The following is a 15942-nucleotide window of genomic DNA, read 5'->3' on the forward strand; positions in this document are numbered from 1 at the left end:
ATTCGTTCCACGACGACGACAATGATAAACCGGGAGAGTTAAGTATGTCCGCTGAACACGTTTTGACGATGCTGAATGAGCATGAAGTGAAATTCGTAGACCTGCGTTTCACTGACACCAAGGGTAAGGAACAGCACGTGACTATCCCGGCTCACCAGGTAAACGCCGACTTCTTCGAAGAAGGTAAAATGTTTGACGGCTCCTCTATCGGTGGTTGGAAGGGCATCAACGAATCTGACATGGTGCTGATGCCGGACGCCAGCACGGCGGTTCTGGATCCGTTCTTCGAAGAACCTACGCTGATCATTCGCTGCGACATTCTCGAGCCGGGCACCATGCAAGGCTACGATCGCGACCCGCGCTCCATCTCCAAACGCGCCGAAGACTTCCTGCGCTCCTCCGGCATCGCGGATACCGTGCTGTTCGGGCCAGAGCCTGAGTTCTTCCTGTTCGACGACATCCGCTTCGGCAGCAGCATCCGCGGTTCCCACGTGGCCATCGACGACATCGAAGGCGCCTGGAACTCCGGTACAAAATACGACGGCGGCAACAAAGGCCACCGTCCGGCGGTGAAAGGCGGTTACTTCCCGGTTCCACCGGTCGACTCTTCGCAGGATCTGCGTTCCACCATGTGTCTGACCATGGAAGAGATGGGCCTGGTGGTTGAAGCGCACCACCACGAAGTGGCAACCGCCGGTCAGAACGAAGTGGCAACCCGCTTCAACACCATGACCAAGAAAGCCGACGAAATTCAGATCTACAAATACGTGGTGCACAACGTGGCGCACGCCTTCGGCAAAACCGCGACCTTCATGCCGAAGCCTATGTTCGGCGACAACGGTTCCGGCATGCACTGCCACATGTCGCTGTCCAAGAACGGCACCAACCTGTTCGCCGGCGACAAATACGGCGGCCTGTCTGAAACCGCGCTGTTCTACATCGGCGGCATCATCAAGCACGCCAAAGCGATCAACGCCCTGGCCAACCCGACCACCAACTCGTACAAGCGTCTGGTGCCAGGCTACGAAGCGCCGGTGATGCTGGCTTACTCCGCCCGTAACCGCTCCGCGTCCATCCGTATCCCGGTGGTCTCCAGCCCGAAAGCGCGCCGCATCGAAGCCCGCTTCCCGGATCCGGCGGCTAACCCATACCTGTGCTTCGCCGCGCTGCTGATGGCCGGCCTGGACGGCATCATCAACAAGATCCACCCTGGCGACGCCATGGACAAAAACCTGTACGACCTGCCGCCGGAAGAAGAAGCCGAGATCCCAAAAGTGGCCGGCTCGCTGGACGAAGCAATGGCCGCACTGAACGAAGACCGCGAGTTCCTGACCCGCGGCGGCGTGTTCACCGACGATGCGATCGATGCCTACATCGAACTGCGCAAAGAAGAGATGGACCGCGTTCGCATGACGCCACACCCGGTTGAGTTCGAACTGTACTACAGCGTCTAAGCCCTACCCGCGCCGTCTGCACAGGTGGGCGGCGCCCACATTTTTGTTATCGCTTTTTTGTTGCCGTGGAAACTTTCAGCCCATCTTCGGATGGGTTTTTTTCTCCACCGTATTTTCTGCAAAACTATTCCATACCGCGCCGATCCCGGATGGAGTAGGATAGATGCACTAAAAAGGTGCAGGAGTCTGCTGTATGGCAACTGGCAAGCTGCCCGATGCTGGGCAGATCCTCAATTCACTCATCAACAGCATCCTGCTGTTGGATGACTCACTGGCGGTTCACTACGCCAACCCGGCGGCACAGCAGCTGCTGGCGCAAAGCTCCCGCAAGCTGTTCGGCACGCCGCTGCCCGATTTGCTCGGTTATTTTTCGCTGAACGTCTCTTTGATGCGCGAAAGCCTGCGCGCCGGTCAGGGCTTCACCGACAACGAAGTGACCCTGGTGGTCGACGGCCGCGCGCATATCCTTTCCCTGACCGCTCAGGCGCTGCCGGAAGGCTATATCCTGGTCGAGCTGGCGCCGATGGACAATCAGCGCCGCCTGAGCCAGGAACAGCTGCAGCATGCTCAACAGGTGGCGGCTCGCGATCTGGTGCGCGGTTTGGCGCACGAGATTAAGAATCCGCTGGGCGGCCTGCGCGGCGCGGCGCAGCTGCTGGCCAAGGCGCTGCCCGATCCGGCGCTGACCGAATACACCAAGGTGATCATTGAGCAGGCCGATCGGCTGCGCAATCTGGTGGATCGCCTGCTCGGCCCACAGCGGCCCGGCCAGCACATTACCCAGAGCATTCATCAGGTCGCGGAGCGCGTCTGCCAGCTGGTGTCGCTGGAAATGCCGGATAACGTCACGCTGGTGCGCGACTACGATCCGAGCCTGCCGGAAATGGCCCACGACCCGGATCAGATTGAACAGGTGCTGCTGAACATCACCCGCAACGCGCTGCAGGCGCTGGGCGAAGCGGGCGGCACCATCACGCTGCGCACCCGCACCGCGTTTCAGATTACGTTGCACGGCACCCGCTACCGCCTGGCGGCGCGCATCGACGTCGAAGACGACGGCCCCGGCGTACCGGCGCAGCTGCAGGACACGCTGTTCTACCCGATGGTCAGCGGCCGTGAAGGCGGTACCGGCCTGGGATTATCCATCGCCCGCAATCTTATCGATCAGCATTGCGGAAAAATTGAATTCAACAGTTGGCCAGGTCATACCGAATTCTCGGTCTACCTGCCCATTCGTCAGTGAGGTTTGCTATGCAACGAGGGATAGTCTGGATCGTCGATGACGATAGCTCCATCCGCTGGGTGCTTGAGCGTGCGCTCACCGGCGCGGGCCTGAGCTGCGCCACCTTCGAAGGCGGCAATGACGTGCTGGAAGCCTTGGCCACGCAAACCCCCGACGTGCTGCTGTCCGATATCCGCATGCCGGGTATAGACGGCCTGGCGCTGCTCAAGCAGATCAAACAGCGCCATCCGATGCTGCCGGTGATCATCATGACCGCGCATTCGGATTTGGACGCCGCCGTCAGCGCCTATCAGCAAGGGGCCTTCGACTACCTGCCGAAGCCGTTCGACATCGACGAAGCGGTGGCGCTGGTCGAGCGCGCCATCAGCCATTATCAGGAGCAGCAGCAGCCGGTGCGCAGCCAGCCGGCCAGCGATCCGGCGGCGGACATCATCGGCGAAGCGCCGGCGATGCAGGACGTGTTTCGCATCATCGGCCGGCTGTCGCGTTCGTCGATCAGCGTGTTGATCAACGGCGAATCCGGCACCGGCAAGGAGCTGGTGGCGCATGCGCTGCACCGCCACAGCCCGCGCGCCAAGTCGCCGTTCATCGCCCTGAACATGGCCGCCATCCCCAAGGATCTGATCGAGTCCGAGCTGTTCGGCCACGAGAAAGGCGCCTTCACCGGCGCGAACCAAATCCGTCAGGGCCGCTTTGAACAGGCCGACGGCGGTACACTGTTCCTCGACGAGATCGGCGATATGCCGCTCGACGTGCAAACGCGCCTGCTGCGGGTGCTGGCAGACGGCCAGTTCTACCGGGTCGGCGGCTATGCGCCGGTGAAGGTCGACGTGCGCATCATCGCCGCCACGCACCAGAACCTGGAGCTGCGGGTGCAGGAAGGCAAGTTCCGCGAGGATCTGTTCCACCGCCTGAACGTGATCCGCGTACACCTGCCGCCTCTGCGCGAGCGCCGTGAAGACATCCCGCGGCTGGCGCGCCACTTCCTGCAGATCGCCGCCAAAGAGTTAGGCGTCGAGGCCAAGAACCTGCACCCGGAAACCGAAACCGCGCTGACCCGCCTGCCCTGGCCGGGCAACGTGCGCCAGCTGGAGAACACCTGCCGCTGGCTGACGGTGATGGCCGCCGGGCAGGAAGTGCTGATCCAGGATCTGCCGGGTGAGCTGTTCGAAACCGCCGCGCCGGAAAGCCCCAGCCACAGTCTGCCGGACAGCTGGGCCACGCTGCTGGCGCAGTGGGCCGATCGCGCGCTGCGTTCCGGTCATCAAAACCTGCTGTCAGAAGCGCAGCCGGAAATGGAGCGCACGCTGCTCACCACCGCCCTGCGCCACACCCAAGGGCACAAACAGGAAGCCGCGCGCCTGCTGGGCTGGGGGCGCAATACCCTGACCCGCAAGCTCAAAGAGCTGGGCATGGAATAGGAGCGGGATGGATGATGAAAAACGCAGTCCGGCGCACAAAAAAACGCCAACCGCAGGCTTTACAGCCGGTGCGGGCGCAGTATGATCGTGTCGCACACTCTGGAGGTTGACGATGCTGGACTCATTCATCGTATTCATTTCTCAGGGCGCGGAGCTGGGCTCCGCTGCCAGCCACACCCCGCAGGCGGCGGTTGCCGCGGTGTTGTGCGCCGCGCTGATTAACTTCTTCAGTTAAAAAAACAGCCGCATCAGCGGCTGTTTTTTCATCCTCAAATCACCCGTGAGAATTGCTGGCTGCGCGCCTGTTGCCGCAGATAGCGGTCAAAACACATGCAGATATTGCGGATCAGCAAGCGCCCGCGCGGCGTGACGCGGATGCCCTGCTCGTCCCGCTCCACCAGCCCATCGCGTTCAAACGGCGCCAGCAGCTGCAAGTCTTCGGCGAAGTAAGCGGTAAAGTCGATGCCGTATTGCCGTTCGAGCGGCTGATACGCCAACCGGAAATTGCAGATCAGGGTTTTGATCAGATCGCGCCGCAGGCAATCGTCGTCCGTCAACGCCAGCCCGCGCCACAGCGCATTACCCTGCGCCTGTACGCTGTCATAGTAATGCTTCAGCTCTTTCTGGTTCTGCGCATAGCTGTCGCCTAGCATGCTGATGGCCGACACGCCCAGCCCCAGCAGATCGCTGTCGCCCTGGGTGGTGTAGCCCTGGAAATTGCGGTGCAGCTTGCCTTCGCGTTGGGCGATTGCCAGCTCGTCGTCCGGGCGCGCAAAGTGATCCATGCCGATGAACTGATAGCCGGTGCCGGTCAAGAAAGCGATGCTCTGCTGCAGGATATCCAGCTTCTGCTGCGCGCCCGGCAGATCGGCGTCTTTGATTTTGCGCTGGGCAGCGAACAAGTTCGGCATATGCGCGTAGTTGAACACGCTGAGGCGATCGGGATTCAGCTCAGCCACCCGCTGCAGCGTGAAAGCGAAGCTTTCCGGCGTCTGTTTCGGCAGGCCGTAGATCAGATCGATATTGGTCGAGCGGAAGCCCAGCGCTTTAGCCCGCTCAATCAGGGCGAAGATAAAGGCCTCATCCTGCTCGCGGTTGACCAGCTGCTGCACCTGCTTGTCGAAATCCTGCACCCCCATGCTCAGACGGTTAAAGCTTTCTGCGCGTAAATGATCGAGCACATCCAGCTCTATCTCGCGCGGATCAACCTCGATCGACATCTCCGCATCGGGCAGGAAATCAAAGTGTTCGCGCAGCAACGCCACCAGCCGGCTGATTTGCGCTTTATCCAGGTAGGTCGGCGTACCGCCGCCCCAGTGCATCTGGCCGACCTTACGGCCGGCGAACAGCGGCGCACGGCTGGCGATCTCTTGCGCCAAAACGTTCAGGTATTCGTCGGCCTTGTGCGTCTGGCGCGTCACCAGCTTGTTGCAGCCGCAGAAGTAGCACAGCTTATGGCAGAAAGGGATATGCACGTACAGCGACAGCGGCCGCTCAGGGTAGCGCGCAGCGGCGCGTTGAAACGCCGCTTCGTCGTAGCGCTGGTTAAACTCCAGCGCCGTGGGGTATGAGGTATAACGCGGCCCTGAGTAGTTATATTTTTGGATCAGGGCCAAATCCCAGACAATCGTCTGCTCTGACATGCTCACTCCTTCCGATATCTTTTTCTACCGGGCCGGGAGAGGGGCGGTTGTCTGCGCTGTCTGGCCACGGAAGCGCTGCGAAAACGCGCTTTGCGCTTAGACAGCCGCCATAGTTTACCGAATAACCACAGCAGATAACACATCAAGAGTAGGGCTATTGTCGGGATTAGCCACATAGCGCGTTAAAAGGCGTCTTTCGGATTGCCGCCTTTCAGCAGCTTCAGAATATCTTCCTGCTTCTCTTCTTCTTCGTCGTCGTCTTCGCCCAGTTCGATGCCCAGCACGTCCATCAGCACATCGATGCGATCCAGCGTCTTGTCGACATACGCTTGCTCTTCCGCGTTCAGCGTTTCGCCGTCGTCGATGCGATCCAGCAGCGCGTTCAGGCGCTCGTCATTTTCCAGCTTCGCCAGCTCTTCTTCCGGCGACAGGCGCGGTTTCGCTTCGGCCTTTGGTTTCGGCTGCGGTTTGGCCTTCACTTTGGTCTCGTCGACCACCAGCGCAACCGGCACTTTACTGCCGATACGCGGATCTTTGGCTGCCGCCGCCGATTTGTTTTTCTGGCTGCCGGACTCGACCTGGGTGCGCGAACCGGAAGCGAGGCCACGGCGCTTTTTCAGGCGTTTGCGCTCGCGCGCTTCCTGATCGAGCTCCATACGGCTTTTCTTTTTCGTTTTTGACTTCGCCGCGCTGCCGCGAGGTGCTTTTGATGGCTGGTTCATAGCGTGTGCTCTTAGGTATGTAGATTCAGTATAGAATTGCGGCGGAATCTAGCAGAAAGCGGACAAAGAAAAAAGGCGGCAGGTTAAACCTGCCGCCTATTTCGCACCTTCTCGCGAAGGGTATTCCTGTTACGCGCTCCTTGCGTACATGCAACATCCCGGTTTTTCCCTCTGCTATAACCGCATTCCCTGCCACTACGTCCTTCATCCTGAAAGAAAAATCGTCCATGGCGCAATCCATTCGCATCCGCTCTTCCCGAGCGCGCTTCCTGCGGGCATCCAAATTGCCAATACTTCACCATCCGATGTGCCTGCCGCCTATTCCGGTGCGAAAGGGTCACTTCCTTTTGCGTTCATCCTGGCACTCATTGCACGCCCTGTGCGTTCCCTGAGATTTGTCATCCTTCCCGGATGTTCCCTAATCCTGCGCAACCCTGCGTTAACGACTACTTTACGTTATTGTTGCGAAGGCTCAAGGCACCTGACGCCGATTTGGATGACATTTCCCTACAATGAAAAAACAACATGTTGTTTTTAAAATAAAAACAGAAATATCACTTTCGAATAAAGCGACATTACCCGCGATTCGAATGGCAAATGTCTCACAACCTACGCGCGGCATAACTGTCGTTTTATCGCGCCCCGCCGCTTAAAAACCGAGAAACACGCCATTTTTACCGCTGATGCAGTTATAATCGCCAACCAGTTAGCCATCCTCACGGAGACGAAAAATTTTGACCAGCAAGAACTACAACTATCATGTGACCCATTTCGTCACCAGCGCACCCGATATTCGCCATCTGCCGGGGGATGCAGGAATTGAAGTCGCCTTTGCCGGCCGTTCCAACGCCGGGAAATCCAGCGCGCTGAATACCCTGACCAACCAAAAAAGCCTGGCGCGCACCAGTAAGACGCCGGGGCGCACCCAGCTGATCAACCTGTTCGAAGTGGAAGACGGCATCCGCCTGGTCGACCTGCCGGGTTACGGCTACGCCGAAGTGCCGGAAGAGATGAAGCGCAAATGGCAGCGCGCGCTGGGCGAATACCTGCAGATGCGCAACAGCCTGAAGGGCCTGGTGGTGCTGATGGATATCCGCCATCCGCTGAAAGATCTCGACCAGCAGATGATCCAGTGGGCGGTCGACGTCGGTACCCCGGTGCTGGTGCTGCTGACCAAGGCCGACAAACTGGCCTCCGGCGCACGCAAGGCGCAGCTCAATATGGTGCGTGAAGCGGTGCTGCCGTTTATGGGGAATATCCAGGTTGAAGCCTTCTCGTCGCTGAAGAAGATCGGCGTCGACAAGCTGCGCCAGAAGCTGGATACCTGGTTTAACGAGATCCCGCCGGAAGTGCTGCCGGAAGACGAAGCCGGCGAATAAGCTCAGGCTGAACGCCAGAGCCGATGCCTCACCGCATCGGCTTTTTTATGCCCGCAGTTCAGCCACAGGCGGGATTTTTTGTTATCTAATTACAGTTCTGAAATAAAGCCATCATAAAAACTTATCGCCAGGGCAGGCTGATCTCACCAAATCACGGCGTTGAGGGAGCGGAAGCGGGAACGAAAAGCGGTGCGAAGAGATAGGAAAAACGTATGGCTTGCTGCTGTTTTTACAATAAAAAACGCCCCAGTCAATACTGACTGGGGCGGCTAAATATTCAGCCAAATCCGATTACGTGAAGTAAAAGGTCTGAAAGATAGAACATCTTACCTCTGTACCCTACGCCTGTAACTCTACATCATTTTTTCACAGGGCAAAAGAATTTTTTGTAGTTTACTTACACAATTTGCGGCACAAGAACGGCGAAGTTGGGGAAACTATCGCCGCATCTTGTAGCTTAATTACGAAAAATGCTTAGGTTCTCGCCAGTTAGCACATCCGGCGATAAACTGGCGATCAGTGCGCCTCATCCCAGTTCATGCCGACGCCCACGTCGACCTTCAACGGCACCGCCAGCGTCATGCTGCCCTCCATCAATTGGCGGATACGTTGGCTGGCTTCTTCGATCACCGACTCGTGCACCTCAAACACCAATTCATCGTGCACCTGCATGATCGCGCGCACCAGCGGCTTCTCCTGCCCTTGCAGCCAGGCGTCGACCTCGATCATCGCACGCTTGATAATATCGGCCGCCGTGCCCTGCATCGGGGCGTTGATGGCGGCACGCTCGGCCGCCTTGCGGCGCATGGCGTTGCTGGAGCGGACGTCCGGCAGATACAGGCGGCGCCCATCCAGCGTGCTGACATAGCCCTGTTCGGAAGCCTGCTGGCGGGTACGCTCCATGTAGTCCAGCACGCCCGGGTAACGCTCGAAGTACAGATCCATATAGCGCTGGGCTTCCCCACGCGGGATCCCCAGCTGACGCGCCAGGCCGAAGGCGCTCATGCCGTAAATCAGACCGAAGTTAATCGCCTTGGCGCTGCGGCGCTGTTCGCCGGTCACTTTATCCAACGGCACGCCGAAGACTTCCGACGCCGTGGCGCGGTGAATGTCTTTCCCTTCGGCGAAGGCCTTCAGCAGCCCTTCATCCTGTGACAGATGCGCCATGATGCGCAGCTCGATCTGCGAGTAGTCGGCCGCGACGATGCGGTAACCTTCCGGCGCGATAAAGGCCTGGCGAATGCGTCGCCCTTCATCGTTGCGCACCGGGATGTTCTGCAGGTTCGGATCGCTCGAGGAGAGACGCCCGGTCGCGGTCACCGCCTGATGGTACGAGGTATGCACCCGGCCGCTGACCGGATTGATCATCAGCGGCAGCTTGTCGGTATAGGTGGTCTTCAGCTTCGCCAGGCCACGGTATTCCAGGATCACCTTCGGCAGCGGGTAGTCCAGCGCCAGCTCGGCCAGCACTTCTTCGTTAGTGGAGGGCGCCCCGCCCGGGGTTTTCTTCAGCACCGGCAGCTTTTGTTTTTCGTACAAGATAGCCTGCAGCTGCTTGGTCGACGCCAGGTTGAACGGCTCTTCCGCCAGCTCATGGGCCTGCGCCTCCAGTTCCGCCAGGCGCTTGGCCAGCTCCTGGGAGTGGGCCGACAAAATGGCCGGATCGATCAGCACCCCGGTGCGTTCAATATGCGAGAGCACCGGCAGCAGCGGCATTTCAATCTCGTTGAACACCGTCAGCAGCTCTGCGCTCTGCTTCAGCTGCGGCCACATCGCCAGGTGCAGCTGCAGCGTGACATCCGCGTCTTCGGCAGCGTAAGGCGCCGCCTGCTCCAGGGCGATCTGGTTGAACGTCAGCTGGTTCTTGCCCTTGCCGGCGATTTCTTCGAAGGTGATGGTTTTGTGGCCCAGATAACGATCGGCCAGGCTGTCCATATCATGACGGCCGCCGACGCTGTCCAGCACATAGGACTCCAGCATGGTGTCGTAGGCGATACCGCGCATCTCAATGCCGTAGCGCGCCAGCAGGCTCATATCGAACTTCAGGTTTTGCCCGACCTTCAGCGCTTTATCGTCCTCCAGCAGCGGCTTGAGCGCTTCCAGCACGTAGGCGCGATCCAGCTGTGGCGGGGCATCCAGATAATCGTGCGCCACCGGCAAATAAGCCGCTTCGCCCGGTGCAATCGCGAAGGACAGACCGATCAGGTTGGCGGTCAGGGTATCCAGGCCGTCGGTTTCGGTATCGAAGGCAAACACGTCGGCCTTTTTCAGCCGCGCCAGCCAGTCGGTAAAGGTCGCTTCATCCAGGATAGTGATATACCCCTCCTGGGACAGCTTGGCCTCCGCCAGCGCCTTCGGCGCTTCCGCCGCGGCGGCCGGTTTGGCAGCGCCGGCAGCTTTCGCACCCGCGCCTTTCTTGTTTTCCAGCCATACGCCGGCTTCCACGTCCGCCAGCCAGCGTTTGAACTCGTACTGTTTGAACAGCTGTTGCAGCGTATCGACATCCGGCTCGGACACCGTCAGCTCAGCGCAGGTCAGATCCAGCTCGACGTCGGTTTTGATCGTCGCCAGCTTATAGGAGAGATACGCGACCTCTTTATTCTGCTCCAGCTTGGCCGCCATGGTTTTGGCACCGCGGAAGCTCAGCGTGGCGATGCTCTCCAGATTGCCGTACAAAGCATCCAGCCCACCGATGCCCTGCAGCAACGCCTGGGCGGTTTTCTCGCCCACGCCCGGCACGCCGGGAATGTTGTCCGATGAATCGCCCATCAACGCCAGGAAGTCGATGATCAGCTCCGGCGGAATACCGTACTTGTCGCACACTTCCTGCGGGCCGAGGATCGTGTTGTTCATGGTGTTGATCAGGGTGACGTTCGGTGTCACCAGCTGCGCCATGTCTTTGTCGCCGGTGCTGATCAGCACCGCGTGGCCGGCCTTTTCGGCCTCCAGCGCCAGCGTACCGATAACGTCGTCCGCCTCAACGCCGGGTGTCACCAGCAGCGGCAGGCCCATCGCCTTGACCATGTTGTGCAACGGCTCGATCTGCGCTCGCAGATCGTCCGGCATCGGCGGCCGGTGCGACTTGTATTCGGCGAACAGCTCATCGCGGAAAGTCTTCCCTTTGGCATCAAACACCACGGCAACGTGGCTCGGTTGATACTGCAGCAACAGGCTGCGCAGCATATTCAGCACGCCGTACATCGCGCCGGTCGGCTCGCCCGCCGAGTTGGTCAGCGGCGGGAAGGCGTGATAAGCGCGGTAGAGGTAGGAGGAACCGTCAACCAGGATTAGTGGGTTTTCTGCAATCTGGGCCATAGCGTTTCTTTATCGTGATCGGACATAGGGGTAAGCATGCCATAGCTGGCCGCCGGAGACGAACCTTAGCGTGCATTACGGACGAAAATGATGTGATAGTGCGGGAGGATCCGCAAGATCTTACCTGTGGATAACTTTGTGCATAGAAAAGAGACCGAATTATAACGCCCCGATTATCGTTATAACGGCGAATAAAATTCCTATTTAAATCACCGCGTTAAAAGAACGAATTCCGGCGACGCTTTATTACTGGCTTTTATTGGATTTGTGGATATAACTTTCGCCGGATTTTAATCGCACTATTAATCAAATTCGGCGCCTCAATTACCCTAGCACAAGCTGGGAAAGTTGCACGAAAACTCAGCAAATGGTTATCCGATGAGACGAAAAACAGTCATTTTTAGCGGCGCTTTACCCCGGCGATTTCTGTTAAAATATGTTTTTGTTCATGCGCTTCGGCATGCAACGATGTTCTCAACAACCGTCAGCCCATAACCATGCCAAGATTGTTAACGCCTGTTATCTTTATCATTTCCGTCATACTCACGATTCTGGTGACGGTGTTGTGCTCCATCCCCATCACGCTGGCCGGCATCGTGAAACTCCTGGTGCCCATTCCCGCCGTTTGGCGATATATCTCGGCTTTTGCCGATTTCATGATGTGGTGCTGGTGTCAGGGGCTGGCGCTGTTATTGCGCATTAACGGGCAATTACGTTGGGATATTGAAGGGCTGGAGGGGCTGGATCGAAAAAACTGGTATCTGCTGATCAGCAACCACGAAAGTTGGTCGGACATTGTCGTATTGTGCGTGCTGTTCAGAAATCATATTCCAATGAATAAGTACTTCCTCAAGCAACAGTTAGCCTGGGTGCCTTTTGTCGGTCTGGCCTGTTGGGCGCTGGACATGCCATTCATGAAACGTTACTCCCGCGCCTATTTACTCAAGCATCCGGAGAAACGCGGCAAGGATATCGAAACGACGCGCCGTTCCTGCGAAAAATTCCGTCAGCGTCCAACCACCATCGTCAATTTCGTCGAGGGTTCGCGCTTCACGGAAGCCAAGAAAATTAAAAGCAATTCGCCGTATCGCAATTTGCTGGCGCCCAAAGCCGCCGGCATTGCGTTTACGCTCAGCGCACTGGGCAATCAGTTCGACAAAGTGTTGAACGTTACCCTGCTCTATCCGGAAAATAACCAACGGCCCTTTATGGATATGCTGTGTGGGCGGCTGACGCGTATCGTGGTAAGAATAGAAACGCTGCCGATCGATGAAACCCTGCACGGGGACTACTTCAACGACAAACAGTTCAAGCGGCGCTTCCAGCTGTGGCTGAATACGCTGTGGCAGGAAAAAGATCGGTTGCTGGATAAATTGAAGCGGCAATACGGGTAAAAAAAACGCCGGCAATGCCGGCGTTTTTCATGCTGAATCAGGCTTATTTCTGCTGGCTAAGGAATTTAACCACGTCGGCGAACTGCTTCACGTACGCGTCCATCGAGCTGGTGTCCAGGCCATCGTTTTTAACCATGTATTTGCCGTTCACGAATACCGCCGGCACACCGCGCAGCTGCAGATCTTCCGCGGCTTTCTCCTGTTGAACCACCAGAGATTTCACCACGAAGCTGTTCCAGGCCGCGTCATAATCAGCGGCGGTCACGCCCGCTTTCACGAAGACGTTACGGATATCGTCCGGCGTTTGCACGGTCTGGGTTTTCTGTACCGCTTCAAACATCAGCGGGCTTACTTTGTCTTCCACGCCCAGCGCCATCGCAACCGCCCATGCCTGAGTCAGCTGTTTGCCCAACGGCCCCAGGAACTCCACGTGGTACTTGGTCATTTTGGTGCCGGCAGGCAAGGCCTTCTTCACGTTTTCAGACACGTGATAGACCTGCTCGAACTGGTAGCAGTGCGGGCAGTAGAAGGAGAAGAACTCCAGCACCTGCGGCTCGCCGGTCACCGGCTTGTCCAGGGTCACGTACTGAGCGCCATCGCTAAACTGTGCCGCCGAGGCACTGAATGCCATCACCATGCCAACGAGCGCCAACCATATTTTTTTCATAAGACTAAACTCTCCATTGTGTTAAAGCTTCAATACATTGGCGTCAGCTGCAGAGGAGGCTCCTGCAACAGCTTAACCTGTTCGGTGAAGGCCGCAGTCTGAGACAACCAGAAATCAGACTCAGCCATCCACGGAAAACTCTTAGGAAAGGCCGGATCCTGCCAACGGCGGGCGACCCAGGCCAGGTAATACACCATGCGCATCGCCCGCAGCGGCTCGATCAACGCCAACTCGCGCTGATCGAACTCGGCAAATTCACCGTACGCCTCCAGCAAGACGTCCAACTGCATCAGTTGATCGCGGCGTTCGCCGTGCAGCAGCATCCACAAGTCCTGCACCGCAGGGCCATTACGTGCGTCATCAAGATCGACGAACAGCGGGCCGTCGCGCCACAAAATATTGCCCGGATGGCAATCACCGTGCAAACGGCGCGGCTGCCAGTTCAGATGCCAGTGCGGCTTGATCGCCGCGATCAGGTTATCCGTCGCCTGCAGGAACCCCTCACGCTGCGCTACCGGCAACAGCTCGCAACCGGCCAACACCTGACGCGGGGCGGTGAGATACTCTTCAACCCCCATCGTCGGCCGCTCGGCGAACAAACGCTCACCACCGACCTGATGGATACGCCCCAAGAAACGACCCACCCATTCCAACTGATCCAGGTTGTCTATCTCGTACTGCCGCCCGCCCACGCTGGGGAACAGGGTAAAGAAGAACCCAGCGTGCGTATGCAGCGTAGCGCCTTGCAACGCCAACGGCGCTACCGCCGGGATCTCCGCCTTCGCCAGATCCAGAGCGAACTGGTGCTCCTCACCGATCTGCGCAGCGCTCCAGCGCTCCGGGCGGTAAAACTTCACCACGTAGCGCCGGCGATCTTCGTCCATAAACTGATAGACGCGGTTCTCGTAGCTGTTCAGCGCCGTCAGACCGGAGTCGACGCGCAGGCCAACCCCTTCTAGCGCGTCCATAATCAAGTCGGGCGACAGAGTGTCGAAATTAAAAGCAGAGTTATTCATAACGTTCGTTTGATCGCTGACAGCACGGTGCCGGGAATGAGAAATAGTAGCATTAATGGCGCGTTTCACGAGCTATGCTTTCTCGCACCGCACGAAGGTCAGTCCTTAATAACCCCGCGAGCGCGCAACAGCGCCGTTTTAAAATCTTCTTCGTAATCTTTCTTCAGGCCCGGGATCTGATCCGTGCCGGCGCTGCCGCGCATTTTCAGGTGGTAAATAAGAATATCATCGCTCAGCTCGGACAACTCGCCCTGGAAGCCCGCTTCCTTCGCCAGTTTTTGCAAAAACTGCATCAAATTGAGATCGGGATCTTCCTGCCAGGCCGGGTGCAACAGCTCGATCAACTCATTTACGCGATGCGTTTTCATCTCAATATCGTCCAATAGCATGAATAAACTCACAAAGTAACAGGCTTACCCACGCAGTGAAAGAACCGGCTTGTCAATAAAGGTAAATCCTGATGTCACGCCGGCTTTAGCGCTACAATCAGCGCATCGACAAGGCGGGATAAACGAGATGCATAAAGAAATCAGCGGCGTAATTTTGGCCGGCGGGCGAGCCACGCGCATGGGCGGTGAGGATAAAGGCCTGGTGTCGATTGGCGGTATCGCACTCTATCAGTATGTTCTGGCCCGGTTACGGCCGCAGGTGGCTTCCGTCGCCATCAGCGCCAACCGCAATCAGGCACGCTACCAGGCGAGCGGTTTGCCGGTGATTGGCGATCTGACGCCCGATTTCGCCGGGCCGTTGGCCGGGATGCTCGCCGGGCTCAAGCAATCTCCCAACGAGTGGGTGGCCTTCGTCCCTTGTGACGTCCCCGACTTTCCCGCCGACTTAGTCGCGCAGCTATGGCAGCAAAAAGGCGCAGCGCCAGCGGCCTTTGCCAGCGATGGTGAACGAGATCACCCTACGCTGGCGTTATTGCATACCCAAACAGCGCCGCAGCTGGCTGACTATCTGACGCGGGGTGAACGCAAGCTGATGCTGTTCTTGCATCAGATTAACGCACAACGCGTGGTGTTCAGCGGGCAACAAGCGGCATTTCATAACCTGAATACGCCGGAAGACTGCCGGAATTGGCAGCAAGCACGCGAGCTAAAGAAATGAATCGTTCATTGCCCCCCTTACTGGCCATCGGTGCCTATAGTGGAACGGGAAAAACCACCCTGCTCAAACAGTTGATCCCGATGCTGAAACAGCGCCAGGTGAGGGTTGGGTTGATAAAGCATACGCATCATGACATGGATGTGGATACGCCGGGCAAAGACAGCTATGAGCTGCGCAAAGCGGGTGCCGACCAAACGCTGGTCGCCAGCGATCGCCGCTGGGCATTAATGACCGAAACGCCGGAACAACAACCTTTGGACCTGCGCTACCTGGCAGAACGTTTTGATGCCGATAAGGTCGATTTGATTCTGGTGGAAGGGTTCAAACATGAGCCGGTCAGCAAGATCCTGCTTTATCGGGCCGAGATCGGCAGACCGTTGGAAGGCATGCTGGATCAGTTTGTCGTGGCGGTAGCCAGCGATCGGCCGCTATCCATCGCGGCTAAGCAATTGGATCTCAATCAACCGGAAAGCATCGCCGATTTTATTGTCGAGTGGTTGAACGGCGCAGCGTAGCTGCGCTTTTTTGCGTTTTACGCATAGCAAAAAGCCCTGAACGTCAGTTCAGGGCTTTCGGCTTTG

At 57.9% G+C, this 15942-nt stretch carries 15 protein-coding genes; 8 read left to right on the forward strand and 7 right to left on the reverse strand.

From position 1 onward, the window contains the following. Positions 1-44 precede the first annotated feature (44 nt). From glnA to WCL58_RS22955, 4 genes are all read left to right on the forward strand, one after another. Positions 45-1454 carry a glutamate--ammonia ligase gene (gene glnA, locus WCL58_RS22940; RefSeq protein WP_019452181.1) on the forward strand — a complete coding sequence of 470 codons (1410 nt, stop codon included), beginning with the start codon at positions 45-47 and terminating at the stop codon, positions 1452-1454. Positions 1455-1647: 193 nt separating this feature from the next. After that, entirely contained in the window at positions 1648-2697 is a 1050-nt protein-coding gene (gene glnL / locus WCL58_RS22945) for a nitrogen regulation protein NR(II) (protein ID WP_004931246.1), read from the forward strand. Between the two features lie 8 nt (positions 2698-2705). Then, positions 2706-4118 carry a nitrogen regulation protein NR(I) gene (gene glnG / locus WCL58_RS22950; protein ID WP_015379452.1) on the forward strand — a complete coding sequence of 471 codons (1413 nt, stop codon included), beginning with the start codon at positions 2706-2708 and terminating at the stop codon, positions 4116-4118. 112 nt (positions 4119-4230) lie between these two features. Beyond that, on the forward strand, positions 4231-4353 hold the full coding sequence (locus tag WCL58_RS22955; protein ID WP_015379453.1) for a YshB family small membrane protein: 123 nt from the start codon (positions 4231-4233) through the stop codon (positions 4351-4353). Positions 4354-4387: 34 nt separating this feature from the next. Here the strand turns inward: WCL58_RS22955 and hemN are convergent, their stop codons facing one another. Both hemN and yihI read right to left on the reverse strand, forming a co-directional pair. Beyond that, a complete protein-coding gene (gene hemN, locus WCL58_RS22960) occupies positions 4388-5761 on the reverse strand; it encodes an oxygen-independent coproporphyrinogen III oxidase (RefSeq protein ID WP_336851635.1) in 1374 nt (457 codons plus the stop codon). Positions 5762-5943: 182 nt separating this feature from the next. After that, positions 5944-6483 (reverse strand): Der GTPase-activating protein YihI, encoded by a 540-nt coding sequence (gene yihI, locus WCL58_RS22965; RefSeq protein WP_071890410.1) that lies wholly within the window; start codon positions 6481-6483, stop codon positions 5944-5946. A 734-nt stretch (positions 6484-7217) separates the two neighbouring features. On the opposite strand from yihI, the gene yihA reads away from it, so the two are divergent. Continuing rightward, entirely contained in the window at positions 7218-7862 is a 645-nt protein-coding gene (gene yihA / locus WCL58_RS22970) for a ribosome biogenesis GTP-binding protein YihA/YsxC (protein ID WP_336851636.1), read from the forward strand. Positions 7863-8139: 277 nt separating this feature from the next. Here the strand turns inward: yihA and WCL58_RS25370 are convergent, their stop codons facing one another. Next, on the reverse strand, positions 8140-8187 hold the full coding sequence (locus tag WCL58_RS25370; RefSeq protein ID WP_071892919.1) for a spot 42 RNA, inhibition of DNA synthesis: 48 nt from the start codon (positions 8185-8187) through the stop codon (positions 8140-8142). 191 nt (positions 8188-8378) lie between these two features. Then, positions 8379-11177, reverse strand: coding sequence for a DNA polymerase I (gene polA / locus WCL58_RS22975; protein ID WP_149571875.1), 2799 nt, complete (start codon positions 11175-11177; stop codon positions 8379-8381). A gap of 497 nt (positions 11178-11674) precedes the next feature. On the opposite strand from polA, the gene WCL58_RS22980 reads away from it, so the two are divergent. Beyond that, on the forward strand, positions 11675-12571 hold the full coding sequence (locus WCL58_RS22980) for an acyltransferase (RefSeq protein WP_015379457.1): 897 nt from the start codon (positions 11675-11677) through the stop codon (positions 12569-12571). Positions 12572-12614: 43 nt separating this feature from the next. Here WCL58_RS22980 and dsbA read toward each other — a convergent pair whose 3' ends face one another. The 3 genes from dsbA to WCL58_RS22995 all read right to left on the reverse strand — a co-directional run bounded on the left by dsbA (position 12615) and on the right by WCL58_RS22995 (position 14622). Next, on the reverse strand, positions 12615-13238 hold the full coding sequence (dsbA, locus tag WCL58_RS22985) for a thiol:disulfide interchange protein DsbA (protein WP_004931264.1): 624 nt from the start codon (positions 13236-13238) through the stop codon (positions 12615-12617). 29 nt (positions 13239-13267) lie between these two features. Further along, a complete protein-coding gene (locus WCL58_RS22990; RefSeq protein WP_336851637.1) occupies positions 13268-14254 on the reverse strand; it encodes a serine/threonine protein kinase in 987 nt (328 codons plus the stop codon). A 98-nt stretch (positions 14255-14352) separates the two neighbouring features. Beyond that, positions 14353-14622, reverse strand: coding sequence for a YihD family protein (locus tag WCL58_RS22995; protein WP_004931268.1), 270 nt, complete (start codon positions 14620-14622; stop codon positions 14353-14355). A 148-nt stretch (positions 14623-14770) separates the two neighbouring features. Between WCL58_RS22995 and mobA the strand changes: the two genes are divergently transcribed. After that, positions 14771-15361: a molybdenum cofactor guanylyltransferase MobA gene (gene mobA, locus WCL58_RS23000; RefSeq protein ID WP_060425409.1), complete on the forward strand. Its 591-nt coding sequence runs from the start codon at positions 14771-14773 to the stop codon at positions 15359-15361. Continuing rightward, positions 15358-15876 (forward strand): molybdopterin-guanine dinucleotide biosynthesis protein MobB, encoded by a 519-nt coding sequence (gene mobB, locus WCL58_RS23005; RefSeq protein WP_060425412.1) that lies wholly within the window; start codon positions 15358-15360, stop codon positions 15874-15876. The genes mobA and mobB overlap by 4 nt, the downstream gene beginning before the upstream one ends. Positions 15877-15942 lie beyond the last annotated feature (66 nt).

This window comes from Serratia sp. TMDUHS_CL, from assembly GCF_037137105.1.
In the GTDB taxonomy this organism is placed as follows: domain Bacteria; phylum Pseudomonadota; class Gammaproteobacteria; order Enterobacterales; family Enterobacteriaceae; genus Serratia; species Serratia nevei.